This is a genomic window from Rhodobacter sp. SY28-1, assembly GCF_005222785.1.
Classification (GTDB): Bacteria; Pseudomonadota; Alphaproteobacteria; order Rhodobacterales; family Rhodobacteraceae; genus Tabrizicola.
Map to the genome: position 1 here is coordinate 1,506,631 of NZ_STGH01000001.1, position 15,718 is coordinate 1,522,348.

Annotated in this window: 14 protein-coding genes; 10 read left to right on the forward strand and 4 right to left on the reverse strand. The window is 67.1% G+C overall.

What is annotated here, in order from left to right:
* Positions 1–250 precede the first annotated feature (250 nt).
* The 8 genes from E8M84_RS07470 to idi all read left to right on the forward strand — a co-directional run bounded on the left by E8M84_RS07470 (position 251) and on the right by idi (position 8,705).
* Entirely contained in the window at positions 251–994 is a 744-nt protein-coding gene (locus tag E8M84_RS07470; RefSeq protein WP_137110502.1) for a cobalamin B12-binding domain-containing protein, read from the forward strand.
* A complete protein-coding gene (ppsR, locus tag E8M84_RS07475) occupies positions 984–2,384 on the forward strand; it encodes a transcriptional regulator PpsR (RefSeq protein WP_240790307.1) in 1,401 nt (466 codons plus the stop codon). Before E8M84_RS07470 ends, ppsR begins: the two co-directional genes overlap by 11 nt.
* Positions 2,385–2,486: 102 nt before the next feature.
* A complete protein-coding gene (gene bchE, locus E8M84_RS07480; RefSeq protein WP_137110503.1) occupies positions 2,487–4,142 on the forward strand; it encodes a magnesium-protoporphyrin IX monomethyl ester anaerobic oxidative cyclase in 1,656 nt (551 codons plus the stop codon).
* Positions 4,142–4,714, forward strand: a complete 573-nt coding sequence (gene bchJ / locus E8M84_RS07485) for a bacteriochlorophyll 4-vinyl reductase (RefSeq protein WP_137110504.1) — start codon at positions 4,142–4,144, stop codon at positions 4,712–4,714. The genes bchE and bchJ overlap by 1 nt, the downstream gene beginning before the upstream one ends.
* A 55-nt stretch (positions 4,715–4,769) precedes the next feature.
* On the forward strand, positions 4,770–5,669 hold the full coding sequence (gene chlG / locus E8M84_RS07490) for a chlorophyll synthase ChlG (protein ID WP_137110505.1): 900 nt from the start codon (positions 4,770–4,772) through the stop codon (positions 5,667–5,669).
* Positions 5,666–6,952, forward strand: a complete 1,287-nt coding sequence (locus E8M84_RS07495; RefSeq protein ID WP_137110506.1) for a BCD family MFS transporter — start codon at positions 5,666–5,668, stop codon at positions 6,950–6,952. Before chlG ends, E8M84_RS07495 begins: the two co-directional genes overlap by 4 nt.
* Positions 6,953–6,954: 2 nt before the next feature.
* The gene (locus E8M84_RS07500) at positions 6,955–8,133 is read left to right on the forward strand and encodes a geranylgeranyl diphosphate reductase (protein WP_137110507.1); all 1,179 of its coding nucleotides are present in this window, start codon (positions 6,955–6,957) and stop codon (positions 8,131–8,133) included.
* Positions 8,133–8,705 carry an isopentenyl-diphosphate delta-isomerase gene (idi, locus tag E8M84_RS07505; RefSeq protein WP_394347399.1) on the forward strand — a complete coding sequence of 191 codons (573 nt, stop codon included), beginning with the start codon at positions 8,133–8,135 and terminating at the stop codon, positions 8,703–8,705. The genes E8M84_RS07500 and idi overlap by 1 nt, the downstream gene beginning before the upstream one ends.
* On the opposite strand, the gene bchO is transcribed toward idi, so the two are convergent.
* Genes bchO through crtA form a run of 4 tightly spaced genes read right to left on the reverse strand, consistent with a single transcriptional unit; the run spans position 8,670 to position 13,019 of the window.
* Entirely contained in the window at positions 8,670–9,530 is an 861-nt protein-coding gene (gene bchO, locus E8M84_RS07510; protein ID WP_137110508.1) for an alpha/beta fold hydrolase BchO, read from the reverse strand. The two genes, idi and bchO, sit on opposite strands and share 36 nt — an antisense overlap.
* Positions 9,531–9,532: 2 nt before the next feature.
* The gene (locus E8M84_RS07515; RefSeq protein WP_137110509.1) at positions 9,533–11,188 is read right to left on the reverse strand and encodes a magnesium chelatase subunit D; all 1,656 of its coding nucleotides are present in this window, start codon (positions 11,186–11,188) and stop codon (positions 9,533–9,535) included.
* On the reverse strand, positions 11,188–12,240 hold the full coding sequence (gene bchI / locus E8M84_RS07520) for a magnesium chelatase ATPase subunit I (RefSeq protein WP_137110510.1): 1,053 nt from the start codon (positions 12,238–12,240) through the stop codon (positions 11,188–11,190). The genes E8M84_RS07515 and bchI overlap by 1 nt, the downstream gene beginning before the upstream one ends.
* On the reverse strand, positions 12,237–13,019 hold the full coding sequence (gene crtA, locus E8M84_RS07525; RefSeq protein WP_346763687.1) for a spheroidene monooxygenase: 783 nt from the start codon (positions 13,017–13,019) through the stop codon (positions 12,237–12,239). Before crtA ends, bchI begins: the two co-directional genes overlap by 4 nt.
* 142 nt (positions 13,020–13,161) lie before the next feature.
* Between crtA and E8M84_RS07530 the strand changes: the two genes are divergently transcribed.
* Entirely contained in the window at positions 13,162–14,685 is a 1,524-nt protein-coding gene (locus tag E8M84_RS07530; protein WP_137110511.1) for a phytoene desaturase, read from the forward strand.
* Positions 14,682–15,689 (forward strand): 15-cis-phytoene synthase, encoded by a 1,008-nt coding sequence (gene crtB / locus E8M84_RS07535; protein WP_137110512.1) that lies wholly within the window; start codon positions 14,682–14,684, stop codon positions 15,687–15,689. The genes E8M84_RS07530 and crtB overlap by 4 nt, the downstream gene beginning before the upstream one ends.
* The last annotated feature ends 29 nt before the right edge of the window (positions 15,690–15,718 follow it).

Below are 15,718 nucleotides of genomic sequence, written 5' to 3' on the forward strand. Positions count from 1 at the left end.
GAAATCCCAGCCACTGCAATGCACGATATGTCAATTTGAGTGGACATAAATGACGGTTTGGAGTGTCATGGTGTCAGCGAGTCGATGGCTTCTATTTGCGCTTTCGCAATGCTAAGTTGCCCCCGGCATCAGCGGGAGAACCCAGGGAGGGTCGCCGATGCGAGACAGTGGGATGCCGGAAACTCGGGATCAGGGGAGCCTGGACTGGTTTGCTGGACTTGTGCAGGAGGCGCTGGGGCGTTTGATTTCTATGCGCGACCAGCAAGGGGTCGAGGTCAGGCAAGAGCATCTGGACTTGTTCATGGAGCTTTTGGCGAACGACAATTCCGTCGATCCGGCGCTGCTGCTGGACGCGATGCTGGCGCGCCACCTTGATCCGGAAATGGTTGCCTGTGGCTATGTCGGTGCGGCAGCGCGGTCGCTGGGCGACAGCTGGGCCGCCGACACGATGAGCTTTGTCGATGTGACGATCCGCAGCGAACGGCTGCAAGGCGTTGTCCGCCGGGTCGACGAGGTGCTGATGGCCTCGGCCCAGCCCACCGGACCTTCGGCCTTGATCCTGGTCGCCGAGGCCGAGCAGCATACGCTTGGCGCCTTCGTTCTGGCGCTGCAGCTGCGGCTGGCCGGGTTCAGCGCTGTGGTCCGGATTGCCCCGGTGGCGGCCGATCTGACGGTTCTGCTGGGTGCCAACCGGTTCGACCTGGCTCTGGTTTCCATCGGCTGCTCGGCCGGGCTGGATTCCGGGATCGGCCTGGTGCGCACGCTGCGGCTTCTGTCGCGGGGCGAAATGCGGATCTATGTTGGCGGCGCGGTTCCCCTGTCGGATGAGAAGCTGCTGTCCGTGACAGGGGCTGATCGTGCCCTGCGCGACGTTTCCGCACTATTGACAGATTTTGGTGCGACGGTCGCTGAGCCCGCGCTTGATCGTCTAGAGAAAAGAGGCGAGAGGGTAGGCTCACGATCGTCTTTGAAAGGGGATCACGGTGACACCTGACAGCCAGACGCAGCCGCTGTCGTCCGTCGATCCTGCTTCGCGGGTCGTTCTGGACCTGCTGAGCGCTGCGGCCGACCTGACCCTTGTCGTTGGGGCCGGTCAGCGGGTCGAGACCGTGATCGTAAACCCGCAGTCGAGCCTTGCCGCGCTGGCGACAGGATGGGAGGGGCAGCCACTTGATGCGCTCTTCGCCCCGGAAAGCTGGTCCAAGCTGAGCCAGCGTCTGACCGCGCCCGATACCTCGCCATCCTTGGAGCTGAACCACGGCGGCCAGGCGCAGTATGAGTTTCCGGTCCGCTATGCCCTGCGCCGCTGGCCGGGGACGGACAAGCTGTTGCTCCTCGGGCGTGACTTGCGGCAGCTGGCTGAGGTGCAGCAGCAGCTGGTGCAGGCGCACCGGGCGATCGGCCGCGACCACGAGGCGCAGCGCGAGCTGGAAACACGCTACCGCGTGCTGATGGAAGAGAACTCCTTCCCGCTGCTGATCATTTCCGAAACCACGGGGCGCATCGTCGACCTGAACAGCTCGGCCGCGCGGCTGCTGGGTGCGGCGCGGAGCGATTTGCTGAACGCCTCCATCGCGCAGGAATTTGACGGTCGGCGCCGGGGGGAACTGCTGGATTCGCTGGCCAAGAACGGCACGAGCGACGGGACGGGCTATCTGGACCTGAACGTCCGGCGCACCGGCCAGCGGGTGAAGATCAATGCCAAGATGTTCCGCGCCTCACGCGACCGGCTGCTTCTGTGCCGGGTGGGCCTGTCGGAAAGCGCACAGTCGCAGGAAAGCGACCGCAGCGTGATGATGCAGAACCTGTTCGAGAAGGGCACCGATGCGATCGTGTTCGTGGACGGCGCCGGGCTGATCAAGGCGGCGAACGAGGCGTTCCTGAACCTGACGGACAGCCACAGCCAGTCGGTGGTGATCGACCGGGCGTTTTCCGACTTCCTGTCGCGGGGCGCGGTGGACCTGAAGGTGCTTCTGGACAACGTCAAGCGGGTGGGTCACCTGCGGCATTACCGGACGCGGCTGAACACGGACTATATGGGCGAGGTTTCGGTCGAGCTGTCTGCGACGCTGTTCCAGGACAAGGGCAAGCAGATCATCGGGATCGTCGCCCGCGACAAGGTTGTGTCGGACAGCATCGTCTGGCCGCCGACCAGCGGGAACGACAACGAGGGCCTGCGCAACGTGATGCGGCTGGTGGGCTATTCGACGCTGAAGGAAATCGTCGACGAGACGACCGAGATCATCGAGAAGATGTGCATCGAGGCGGCCTTGGAGATGTCGGGGAACAACCGGGCGGCGGCGGCAGAGCTTCTGAGCCTGTCGCGGCAGTCGCTCTATGTGAAGCTGCGCAAGTTCGGCATCCTGAACAAGGAAGCCGAGTGATCCTTTCGGACTTGATCTGGGTCAAGTCGCGCTGACGCCAATCTGTCAATCTGGGTTGACACCGCTGCTGACGGCGGGTGCCTTGGCACGGAGGGCTCGCCCATGCGCATCGTCTTCATCCATCCGAACTACCACTCCGGCGGGGCCGAGATTGCGGGCAACTGGCCCCCGGCCTGGGTCGCCTATCTGGCGGGCAGCCTGAAGCGGTCGGGGTTCGACGACATCCATTTCCTGGATGCGATGACTTATCATCTGGGGCCGGATGTGCTGCGGTCAAAGCTGGCGGAGTTGCAGCCGGACATCGTGGGGGTCACCTCGATCACGCCGTCGATCTACGAGGCCGAGGAGGTTCTGCGCATCGCGCAGGAGGTGGTGCCGGGGGCACTGCGGGTGCTGGGGGGCGTGCATGCGACCTTCATGTTCCGGCAGGTGCTGAGTGAGGCGCCTTGGGTCGACGTGATCGTCCGTGGCGAGGGCGAGGAGATCATGGTGGCCTTGGCCGAGGCGGTGCGTGATGGCCGCTGGCCTGCGGATCAGCGCAAGATCAAGGGCTTGGCCTTTGCGGATGGTGGGGAGATCGTGGCGACGCAGGCCGCCAGCACCGTCAAGGACCTGGACGGCATTGATCCCGATTGGTCGATCCTGGACTGGGACAGCTACATTTACATTCCGCTGGGCGTGAAGGTTGCAATCCCCAACATGGCGCGGGGGTGCCCGTTTACCTGTTCATTCTGCTCGCAATGGAAGTTCTGGCGGGACTACCGGGTGCGGGACCCCAAGAAGGTGGCGGACGAGATCGATCGGCTGCTCACGGACCACGGGGTGGGGTTCTTCATCCTGGCGGACGAGGAGCCGACCATCAACAAGAAGAAGTTCGTGGAGTTCTGTCAGGAGCTGATCGACCGGGGCCTGAACAAGCGGGTGAAATGGGGGATCAACACCCGGGTCACCGACATCATGCGCGACAAGGACCTGCTGAAGTTCTACCGCGAGGCGGGGCTGGTGCATGTGTCCCTGGGGACCGAGGCGGCGGCGCAGCTGAAACTGGATCTCTTCAACAAGGAAACGAAGGTCGAGGAGAACAAGGAAGCCATCCGCCTGCTGCGTGAGGCGGACATCTTCACCGAGGCGCAGTTCATCGTGGGCCTCGACAACGAGACGCCGGAGACGCTGGAAGAGACCTACCGCATGGCCTGGGACTGGCAGCCGGACCTGGCGAACTGGTCGATGTACACGCCCTGGCCGTTCACGCCGCTCTTCCAGGAGATCCGCGATCAGGTCGAGGTCTTCGACTATTCGAAATACAATTTCGTCACGCCGATCATGAAGCCCGCGGCGATGACGCGGGGGGCGCTTTTGAAAGGGGTGCTGAAGAACTACCGCCGCTTCTACATGAAGAAGGCGCTGTTCCATTACCCCTGGCGGGGGACGGGGTTCCGGCGGAAGTACCTGCTTGGCTGTCTGAAGGCGTTCCTGAAGGCCGGGGTGCAGCGCAGCTTCTATGACCTTGGAAAGCATGGCTATTTCAAGCCGGTGAAGCGGGACAATCTGGACTTCGGCTTCGACGAGACGCGGACGATCGCCGAGGCGCAGATGGCGGACTGGGAGGCTTCGGCCGACAAGGCCGCGCGGGCGGCCGAGCGGCGCGCGGCGGTGAAGGCGCAGATGAAGGAGCGGGCTGTCGAGCGCGCGGTTCCCGACCTGGGACCGATGGCTTGCGGCGGAGGGCGCGAGCAGATGCAGGAGCCGGCGGAGTAATGGAAGCCGGCCGGATCGGGCCCAACGCGATCCTGCAATTGGTCGATGTGCTGGAGCGGCGGGGGGAGGGGGACCTTCTTTCCGCCGTGCTGGCTGAGGCGGGGGTTCAGCGGCCTTTGCGCGATGCCGGGATGCTGCCCGAAGCCGACTGCGCGGCGGTGCACCAGGCGTTGCGGCGAGAGGCACCCGGGGCCGAGGGTTTGCTGGAGGAGGCAGGGCTGGCGACGGGGGACTACATCCTCGCCCACCGGATTCCAAAGCTGGCGCAGGGGGTTTTGCGAGTGCTGCCGGGAGGATTGGCGGCCCCGATCCTGACTAGGGCGATTGCCCGGCATGCCTGGACTTTTGCGGGGACGGGGGAGTTCCGGGTTGAGGGCTCGCGGCCCCTTGTGGTGTCGGTGGCGCGTAACCCTCTGGTGGCCGGGTGGCGGGCGTTGACCCCGCAGTGCATCTGGCATGTGGCGGTCTTCCGGCGGCTGTATGGGCGGTTGGTCTGGCCTGGGGTGCAGGTGCGTGAGGTCGCCTGTTGCGCCTGTGGCGACCCGGCCTGCCGGTTTGAGGTGTCAGGCTGAAGCTTGCGGCAATGTAATCCTTGCCAGACTCGGATGTGTCAGGTTTAATTGACAGATGAGCGACGCACTCATCCACCCCCCGCACAGCTGGCCGGAACCCCGTGCCATGCTGACGTTGATCAAGCCGATCACCTGGTTCCCGCCGGTCTGGGCTTACCTCTGTGGCGCTGTGTCGTCAGGCGTGCCCCTGGGCGCGAACTGGACGACGGTCCTCTTGGGCATGGTGCTGGCCGGTCCCATCGTCTGCGGGATGAGCCAGGCGGCGAATGACTGGTGCGACCGGCATGTGGACGCAGTGAACGAGCCGCATCGGCCGATCCCTTCGGGGCGGATACCGGGGCGCTGGGGGCTGTGGATTGCGCTGGCGATGACGGTTCTGTCGCTGGCGGTGGGCTGGCTGCTGGGGCCCTGGGGCTTTGGCGCGACGGTCGTGGGTGTGATTGCGGCCTGGGCCTATTCGGCGGAACCTGTGCGGCTGAAGCGGTCGGGCTGGTGGGGGCCGGGGCTGGTGGGCCTTTCGTATGAGGGGCTGCCCTGGTTCACCGGGGCGGCGGTGCTGTTGGGCAGCGCGCCAAGGTTCGAGAACGTGATGATCGCGGGGCTCTACGCCTTTGGCGCGCACGGGATCATGACTTTGAACGATTTCAAGGCTTTGGAGGGCGACCGGCAGCATGGGGTGCGGTCCTTGCCGGTGGTGCTGGGGCCGGAGGTCGCCGCGAAGATCGCCTGCACGGTGATGGGCATGGCGCAGCTGCTGGTGGTGGCGCTTCTGCTGATCTGGGGCAAGCCCTGGCACGCGCTGGCGGTTCTGGCGGTGCTTCTGGCTCAGGTTGCGGCGATGCGGGTGCTGTTCCGCGATCCGAAGGGCAAGGCGCCTTGGTACAACGGGACGGGCGTGGTGCTGTACGTCACCGGCATGATGATTTCCGCCTTTGCGATCAGGGGGTTGGCATGATCTTGTCCTGGGTTCAGATCGTCCGGCTTGGCCTGGTTCAGCTGTGCCTGGGCGCGGTGGTGGTGCTGACGACCTCGACCCTGAACCGGCTGATGGTGGTGGAACTGGCGCTGCCCGCGATGCTGTCGGGCGCGCTGGTGGCGCTGCATTCCTTTGTGCAAATCACCCGGCCAAGCTGGGGCTTCCTGTCGGACGCGCAGGGCAACCGGACGCGGTTCATCATTGGCGGGATGGCGGTTCTGTCCGCGGGGGCGGCTTTGGCGTCGTGGATGGTGGCGCTGGGGATTGCCGGGCATGGGATCGGGCTGGCGGTGTCCGTGCTGGCCTATGTGCTGATCGGGATGGGCGCGGGGGCTTCGGGGACTTCGCTTCTGGCTTTGTTGGCAAGCGGTTGCGCCCCCAGCCGGAGGGCGGCGGCCGCAACGATCACCTGGCTGATGATGATCTTCGGGATTGCGGTGACGAGCGGAGTCATCGGGGCGATGCTGGACCCGTATTCGCCTGAGCGGCTGATGGCGATTGTCGGCGTGGTGACGGTCGGCGCGATGCTGCTGACCGCGGCGGCGATCTGGGGGATCGAGCGGCGGGTGATTCCGGCCCGGATGCCCGACGAGACTCCGCTGCGGCAGGGTTTGGCCGAGGTCTGGGCCGAGAAGCGGACGCGGGTGTTTACCCTGTTCATCTTTCTGTCGATGACGGCCTTCTTCCTGCAGGAGCTGATCCTGGAGCCCTATGCGGGGCTGGTGTTTGCCTATTCTCCCGGTGCGTCGACAAGCCTGTCGGGCGCGCAGCATGGGGGCATGTTCATCGGCATGCTGGCCGTGGGGATCGCCGTGAGCGGCCTGAAGATCGGCAGCTTGCGCGCCTGGGTCGTGGGCGGATGCCTTGGCTCGGCGGTGATGCTGGCGGTCATTGCGGCGCTGGGGCAGGTGCGGGTTGATCTTCTGACGCCTGCGGTCGCGGTCCTGGGCGTCTTCTCGGGCATGTTCGCCATCGCCTCCATCGGGGCGATGATGCAGCTGGCGGGGCAGGGCCGCGCGGGGCGTGAGGGGACGCGGATGGGCGTCTGGGGCGCGTCTCAGGCGATTGCTCAGGGCCTTGGCGGGTTCGCCGGTGCGGCGCTGGTCGATGCGTTGCGGCTGTCGGGGTCGACGGCCAACGCCTTCGGGATCGCCTTCGCGCTGGAAGCGCTGTTGTTCGTAGCCGCCGGGTGGATGGCCTGGCGGATCATTGATGCCGGGCGGCTGCGGTCGCCCCAAGGCCAGCTGGTACCGGGAGAATGAGCATGTATGACGCATTCGTGGTGGGCGGTGGGCCTTCGGGCGCGACGGCGGCGGAGGATCTGGCGCGGGCGGGCTACAAGGTGGCCCTTCTGGACCGGGACGGCCGGATCAAGCCTTGCGGGGGGGCGATCCCTCCGCGGGCGATCAAGGATTTCGACATTCCGGACTATCTGGTGGTGGCCAAGATCAAGACCGCGCGGATGATTTCCCCCACGGGGCGGGCCGTCGATATCCACATCGAGGGCGGCTATGTCGGCATGGTCGACCGCGAGGATTTCGACGAGTTCCTCCGCGACCGCGCGCGGATGGTGGGGGCGGATCGGCTGACCGGAACCTTCCTGCGGGTGGAGCGGGATGCAGCGGGCACCCATGTGGTCTGGCGCGAGAAGGCCTCGGGGCAGGAGCAGCGGTCTTTGACCCGCGTGGTCATTGGGGCCGATGGGGCGAAGTCGGGGGTCGCGCGGGCCGAGGTGCCGGGCGGGGACAGCATCCCTTACGTCATCGCCTACCACGAGATCATCAAGGCCCCGGCAGCGAACAGTGTTTATGACCCGGTGCGGTGTGATGTGATCTATGACGGGCAGATCAGCCCGGATTTCTACGGCTGGGTCTTCCCGCATGGCGACAAGGCTTCGGTCGGCATGGGGACCGAGGATGGCTCGGTGGACCTGAAGAAGGCGACGGCCGACCTCCGGGAGATGGCGGGGCTGACGGGGTGTGAGACGATCCGGCGCGAGGGTGCCCCGATCCCGTTGAAGCCCTTGGACTGTTGGGACAATGGCAAGGACGTGGTGCTGGCCGGGGATGCGGCGGGGGTTGTCGCGCCGTCCTCGGGCGAGGGCATCTATTACGCGATGGCGGGGGGGCGGGCGGCGGCGACGGCGGCTCAGGCGTTCCTTCGCACCGGCAAGGCCAGCGAGTTGAAGTTGGCGCGGAAGATGTTCCTGAAAGAGCATGGGACCGTGTTCAAGGTCTTGCGGTCAATGCAGAACGCGTATTATCGCAGCGACGACCGGCGCGAGCGGTTCGTGAGCCTGTGCCACGACATCGACGTGCAGCGCCTGACCTTCGAGGCCTACATGAACAAGAAGCTTGTCGCGGCGCGCCCCCTGGCCCATCTGAAGATCGGGGTGAAGAACGTGATGCACCTGATGGGAGTCGTCAGTCCAAAATGGTCGTGATGGAGCCGATAGACCTGCCGATCCCGGCCTTCGGGCCGGACGGGGTGCTGCGCCCTGTGGGGAAACTCGCCGTGCATCGGCAGGGTCTGCGGCATCCGGCGGTATCGGTCTTTGTCCTGCGCGGGCGGGAGATCCTGATCCAGCAACGGGCGGCGGGGAAGTATCACACTCCCGGGCTGTGGGCGAATACCTGCTGTACGCATCCCAATTGGGGTGAAACGGCTGCCGACTGTGCGGTGCGGCGGTTGGGGCAGGAATTGGGGATTTCCGGGCTGGCCCTGCGGCATGTGGGGCAGGTGGAGTATCGGGCCGACGTGCCGGGTATCCGCGAAAACCTGATCGAGCACGAGGTGGTCGAGGTTTTCGTGGGCGAGGCTGGCTGGCCGTTGGATCTGGAGCTCGACCCCGACGAGGTTCAGGCGGTGCGGTGGGTGTCGCTGGACGCCTTGCGGGCCGAGATTGCCGTGAAGCCGGAGGCGTTTACTCCGTGGCTGCGGATCTACCTTGAGAAGCACGCAGCGATGATCTTTGCGGCCTCAAGCCTGTCCGAGGCTGTCCAGGATCAGGGCTGAGAGCCCGTCTTCCGTTTCCTCATGTGCAAGGTGGCCGAGCTTCGGCATAAGGTGCAGCTTTGCGCCGGGGATACGCTTGGCCGCGTCGATGGAGACCTGCGCGGGGACGGCGCGGTCGCCTTCGGATGCGATCAGGGTGACTTTCGTTTTGGTCTCGGGGAGGCGGTTCAGCAGGGGTTGCAGCCGCCAGTCGGCCATCATGCCAAGCGCGCCCGTGACGTGGTCGGGGTCACGGACGAGCCTCAGGTATTGGGCGCGGCCCTCCGGGTCCAAGGGGGAGCCGGTGCCGGCAAGGATACGCTCGACCGTGCCGGGGCGGCCGAAGAAGGCGGTGATGGCAGTGGCGGCGAAGGGCAGGGTCGCAAGGCCCTTGGCGATGATCGGGAACAGGAAGGCGGCGGCGCCGTCGAATTCGCCGAGGGCGGCGTTGAGGCCGATCACTTGGGGGACATCGCGGAGTTCGGCCATGCGGAGGCCGATGGCGGCCCCGGCGGAATGGCCGATGATGGCTTGCGGTTGGATTTGGAGGGTGTCGCAGAGGGTCCAGAGGTCTTGCGCCATGGCGTCGAGGCCGAGGCGGCCCTGGAAGCCTTTGGCGGATAGCCCGTGGCCGGGGAGGTCGGGGGTGATGACCCGATAGGTTTCGCTAAGGCCGGGGAGGGTACGGCGGAAGCTGTGGAGGGAGGCTCCGGTGCCGTGGAGGAGGAGGAGTGCGGGGGCGTCCTTCGGGCCGGTGTCGGCGACCCAGAAACGGTGGTGGCCAGACTGGATCAGGCTGGATTGGGCCTTGAAGGGCCAGTCGTTTGGCAGGGCGGCGGGGGTCATGCCTAGGCCAGCGTTGCGGCAATCGCCCGGGCGTCGGCGCGGGGGAGGGGGACGTAGCGGCTGTTCATCAGGGTGGAAAGCTGGGCGAGGGCCGGTTGCGGGCGGTTGGCGACGTCCAGCGTGACGGCGGCAATCCCGGCGGCGCGGATGGCTGTCGCGATCTGTTTGGCGTCGGCTTGCGCCTGGGCGCGGTCGGGTTGGCCGGAAAGGGCAATGTTGGCGCGGCCGTCGGTGAGGAGGGCGAGGCTGGGGGTCATGCCTTGGCGTCTTGCTCTTAGCGCCGTGTCCAAGGCCGTGGCGAGGCCGGAGGCGAGGGGGGTGCCGCCGCCTCCGGGTAGGCCTCTGAGCCGGGACTTGGTGGTGGTCAGGCTGCGGGTGGGGGGGAGGATAAGCTCGGCCTGTTGCCCGCGCAAGACGACGAGGGCGACGTGATCGCGGCGGCTGTAGGCTTGCGCGAGCATCAGTTCGACAGCCCCTTTGGCTTCGCCGAGGCGTGCCATGGCCGAAGAGCCGGAGGCGTCGACGATGAAGATCAGGACGCGGTCGGAGACTTCCTTGAAGTGCTTCAGGCGGAAGTCGGAGCGGTGGACGATCAGCGCGCGGTTTTGCGTGTCGGACTGCTTGCGGAGGACCTGCCAAGGGGCGGCTTGTCGGAGGGTGGCAACGAGGTCGATGCGGGAGCGGCCGTCGGGGCAGCCCGGGCGGGAGGGGAGGGGGCGGCCCCTTCGGTTGCCTGCTTTGGCCGAGCCGGTGCCGGAGGCCCCCCGTGCGGCGCGGTTGGCGCGGTCGGACTGGAGTTTGGCCAAAATGTCGGGGGGGAGGGCGGCTTGGGCGGCCTCGATCAGGAGGTCGGCAAGGGATTGGAGGTCTTGTTCCTCGGGTTGCGAGTCGGGCGTGTCCGGCTGGTCGGGCGGCGGTGGCTCAGGCGGTTGATCGGGCTGTGCCTCGGCTTCCGGCAGGGCGCGGTGGGCGAGGCCGAGTTCGGCGGCCTTGATCAGGTCGTCTTCGGTGACGGTCAGGCGGGCGTCGAGGGCTGCGATGGCGCGGGCGGCGCGGCGGGTGGTGAGGAGGGCTCGGGTAGAGGCGATCCCGAGGCGGGCGGCGAGTTGGGCGAGGGCCTGGGTCAGGTCGTCGGGCAGGGTGACGAAGGGGTAGAGCGCGCGGGCCTTGGCGAGGGTGCGGCGGCCGATAGGTTTGGGGAGGATGCGGGGGCTGCGTTCACCTTCGAGGGTCAAGAAGAGGCCGAGGCGGTCGGTGAGGGCGGAGGGCAGGCCCTCGCCATCCTCGGCGGATTCGTCGAGGGCGATGAGGGCGTGGTGGCCTTTGTCGAGCGCCTGGGCGAGGCGGGCGGTGAGGGACGGGGGGGCGGATTCGGCCATCGGCACGATCAGGAGGGCCGGGTCGGCGAGGAGGCCGGGGCGGTAGACGGGGCGACCGGCGGCGAGGGTGGCGGCGGGGTCGGGGCCTCCCAGCAGCGCGAGGTCGTCGATGCTGGCGGAGAGGCGGCGCTGGGGGCGGTCGAAGGGCGTGGCCGCAAGCGCCGTGGTGGCGATGTCGCGGACGGGACCGGCGCGGGAGCGGAGCCAGAGGCCGCCCAGGCCCACCGGGTCGACGGCGAGGATGCGCAGCGCGAGCGAAAGGCGCGCCCAGGTGTCCATCAGGCGAGGGTTTCGCTGACGGCGCGGGCGACGCGGTCCGACGCCCCGGCTTCGTCCAAGGGATCACGGCGGAGGCGGTGGCCGAGGGACATGGCGGCGATGCGGCGGAGGTGGCCGCGGGTGACTTGCGGGGCGGCTTCGCTGGCGGCAAGGGCGCGGGCGGCGCGGAGGAGGGTGAGCTCGCCCCGTACACCGTCAGAGCCGAGAGTGATGCAGAGGGCGGCGCAGTCTTCGAGGGCCGTGCGGGGGGTCTGGACCTTGGGGAGGGCTGCGCGGGCGGAGAGGATTGTGGCGCGGAGTTTGGCTTCTTCGGGCCCCCAAGTTGAGGCGAAGGCGATGGGGTCGGCCTCATAGGCCTCACGCCGAAGCACCACTTCGACGCGGGTGGCGATGTCGCGGGGGGAGCGGACGTCGACGGAGAGGCCGAAGCGGTCGAGGAGTTGGGGGCGAAGGTCGCCTTCTTCGGGGTTGCCGGAGCCGACGAGGACGAAGCGGGCGGGGTGGCGGATCGACAGACCGTCACGCTCGACCACATTCTCGCCGGATTGGGCGACGTCGAGGAGGAGGTCGACGATGTGGTCCTCCAGCAGGTTGACCTCGTCGATGTAGAGATACCCCCGGTTGGCACGGGCAAGGAGGCCGGGCTCGAACGCCTTGACGCCTGCCGCGATGGCGCGTTCGACGTCGAGGGCTCCGGTCACGCGGTCTTCGGACACGCCGAGCGGCAGGTCGACGACGGGGGTGGGTTTGTCGATGACGGTGGGGTCGGCGATCTGAGCCCAAGGCGGGCATTGCGCGGGGTCGGCGCTGTTCACGGGGCAGGAGGCGACGGCGCGGATGGGGGGCAAAAGGGCGGCAAGGCCGCGGACGGCGGTGGACTTGCCGGTGCCCCGGTCGCCGAACACCAGGACGCCGCCGATCAGCGGGTCGATGGCGGTGAGGGTCATGGCAAGGCGCATGTCGTCTTGGCCGACGATGGCGGTGAAGGGGAAGGGCGGCTTGCCGGTGGCAGCCTGTGCGGGCACCTTCTGGTTGCGGTGAAGCGCTGTCATGCGGCGTCCTTTCCCAAATCCCAGGCCCCGGCGAGGGGGTCGGTGCCATTCCATTTTCCCGTGGTTTCAAGGACATGGAAGCGGGCGTAGAGTTCTTCGGCGAACCAGCCATTGTCCCGCGCGGCCTTCATGGCGGCGGCATGGGGGCCCATGTGGCGGGCGAATTCGGCCATGCGGGCGGCGTCCGGCCAGATCGAGAAGGTGACCTGGTGGAGGAGGGGAACCTCGCCGATGCCGATCTTGAAAAGCACATTGGTGTCTGACCCGATCCGGGCCGAGATGTCGGGGACTCGCTTCCAGAAGGCGGGGGCGTGCTGGGGTTTCACCGTGGCGCGGGTCAGGGCGGCGATGGGGCCGTGGTGCGCCGTGGCGTCGACCGTGTCGGTAAGCGGGTTCACTTCGGCCCAGCTGCCGCGGGCGGAGAAGGGGGCGAGGAAGACTGTCCAGTCTTCGGCAGCACGGGCGCGCCAGCGGGTGATGACCTTGTGGGATCGGATGTGCTCGCGCGCTTTGGCGAGGTCGGGCCAGACCGCGAAAATCGCCCAGACCGACCAGTTGGGTTTCGGCGTGAAGCCTTCGCCGGTGCCCGAGCCGCAGAGTTTCACGAAGCGCGCGCCGGTCCAGAGGCCGCGTGACCGCGCAAGCGCCATCTGCCCGATCACCCAGAGCCGGCTGGCGGGCGACGAGAAGCGGAAGAGGCTGAGCGTGGCGACGGAAATGGCGTGATCCTCTCGCCCCGTGACTCGGGGCCCATGTGTCAGGATCAGATTACACTTAATGCAGCGCCAGGGAAGCCAAATCGCCTTTGTTTGCCTCCGCAAAAAGCCAAGTTGTAAATCTGGGTGGACAGTATAGGCTGATACAATGACACAGCATCAAAGGTCTGGGCAGGTTGACACTCTGCCAACTGCACGGGGCGGCATGGGCCGGGCGGTGGTAATCGGGGCGGGGCTTGGCGGCCTTGCCTCGGCCATGCGGCTGGGCGCTAAGGGCTGGCAGGTCACGGTGGTGGACCGGCTGGACCGGCCGGGGGGGCGGGGATCCTCGATCACGCAAGGCGGCCATCGGTTCGACCTGGGGCCGACCATCGTGACGGTGCCGCAGACCCTGCGCGAGTTGTGGGCCGTGTGTGGCCGCGACTTCGACCAGGATGTCCGGCTGGTGCCGATGGACCCGTACTACAAGATCCTCTGGGAGGACGGGTCGAGCTTTACCGCCAGGAAGGGCGATGAGCTGATGGAGGCGGAGGTCGCACGGCTGTCTCCCAGTGACCTGCCGGGGTTCCGGCGGTTCCTGAAGGACGCCGAAGCGCGCTACTGGTTCGGGTTCGAGGACCTGGGGCGGCGGTCGATGCACAGGTTTCTAGACCTGGTGAAGGTCCTTCCGAAGTTCGCCTGGTATCGTGCGGACCGGTCGGTCTATGCCCACGCGGCGCGGCGGGTGAAGGATGAAAGGCTGCGGTTCGCGCTGTCGTTCCATCCCCTCTTCATCGGGGGCGATCCGTTCCATGTGACCTCGATGTATGCGCTGGTCAGCCATCTGGAGCGCGCGTTTGGCGTCCATTACGCGATGGGCGGCGTGCAGGCGATTGCCGAGGCGATGGCGTCGGTCGTGAAGGATCAGGGCGGGTTCGTCGTGCAGGGTGCGGACGTGGATGAGGTGCTCGTCTCCCAGGGGCGGGCGTCGGGGGTTCGGCTGGCCGACGGACGGGTGCTGCCCGCCGAGGTGGTGGTCTCGAACGCGGACCCGGCGACGACCTACACCCGGCTTTTGCGGAAGCAGCCGGTGAAGCGGTGGACTGCGCCAAAGCTCATGCGGTCGCGCTGGTCGATGAGCCTGTTCGTCTGGTATTTCGGGACGAAGGGGACCAAGGGGATGTGGCCGGAGGCCGGGCACCATTCCATCGTCGTGGGGCCGCGGTATCGGGAGCATATCCGCGACATCTTCCAGACCGGAAGGCTGGCCGAGGATATGAGCCTGTATGTCCACCGACCTTCGGTCACCGACCCTTCGGTCGCGCCGGAGGGGGATGATACGTTTTATGTCCTGTCTCCGGTGCCGCATCTGGGGCACAAGAACGGGGTGGACTGGGCGGTTGAGGCCGAGCCCTACCGGCAGAAGATGCTGAAAATCCTGGAGCAACGGTTGTTGCCGGGGCTGACGGGAAGGGTGACGGAAAGCCTGGTCTTCACGCCCGAGACCTTCCGCGACCGCTATCTGTCACCGCATGGGGCGGGGTTCTCCTTGGAGCCGCGCATCCTGCAATCGGCCTGGTTCCGGCCGCACAATGTGTCCGAAGAACTGCCGGGCCTCTATTTGGCAGGCGCGGGGACGCATCCCGGCGCGGGGGTGCCAGGCGTGATCGGGACGGCGGAAGTGCTGGCCTCGCTGGTGCCGGATGCTCCGGTTGCTGCAGAGGTCCCGTTGAGGATGGCGGCGGAATGATTGCGCCGGATGACATGGCCGCCTGCCGGGCGATGATCCGCACGGGAAGCTTGTCGTTTCATGCCGCGTCCAAGTTGCTGCCCTCGCGGGTGCGGGACCCGGCCTTGGCGCTGTATGCCTTCTGCCGGGTAGCGGATGATGATGTGGACGAGGTGCAGGACAAGGCCCATGCGGTCTTGCGGCTGCGCGAAAGGCTGGACCTGATCTATGCGGGCAGGCCTGAAGCGCGGCCTTCGGACCGGGCTTTTGCGGCGGTGGTGCAGGACTTCGACATGCCGCGCGCCCTGCCGGATGCCTTGCTGGAGGGGTTGGCCTGGGACGCGATGGGGCGGCGGTATGACACGTTGTCCGATCTTCATGCTTACAGCGCGCGCGTCGCATCGAGCGTCGGCGTGATGATGTGTGTCCTGATGCGTGTGCGCCATCCCGATGCGCTGGCGCGGGCGGCGGACCTGGGGCTGGCGATGCAGCTGACGAACATCGCCCGCGACGTGGGGGAAGATGCGCGGGCCGGGCGGTTGTTCCTGCCGCTGGTCTGGCTGGAGGAGGCGGGGCTCGATGCCGAGCGGTTCCTGGCAAACCCGCAGCCCTCGGCAGCCTTGTCGGGCGTGTTGCAGCGTTTGCTGGGTGTTGCGGACGACCTGTATCGCCGGGCCTCGGCCGGGGTGTCCTCGCTGCCCACGGATTGCCGGTTGGGGATCGCGGCAGCGCGGCACATCTATGCGGCGATCGGGACCGAGGTCGCTCGGGCAGGGCATGACAGCGTGAGGCGGAGAGCGCGCACCTCGCGCGGGCAGAAGCTGATGCTGATGGGTCGGGCACTTGGGTCGGCGGCGCTGACGCATGTCTTGCCGCAACCGGCACAGCTGCACGCGCGGCCCGTTCAGGAAGTTGCCTTCCTGGTCGATGCGGCGGGGCAACGGTCGGCCCGGGCGCAGCGGTCGGAGACGCTGCTGGCAATCCTTGCCCAGCTTGAGGCGCGCGACCGGCGCGGCGCGGTCTGAGGGAACCCCGGCGCAGGCGCTGGCGTTTG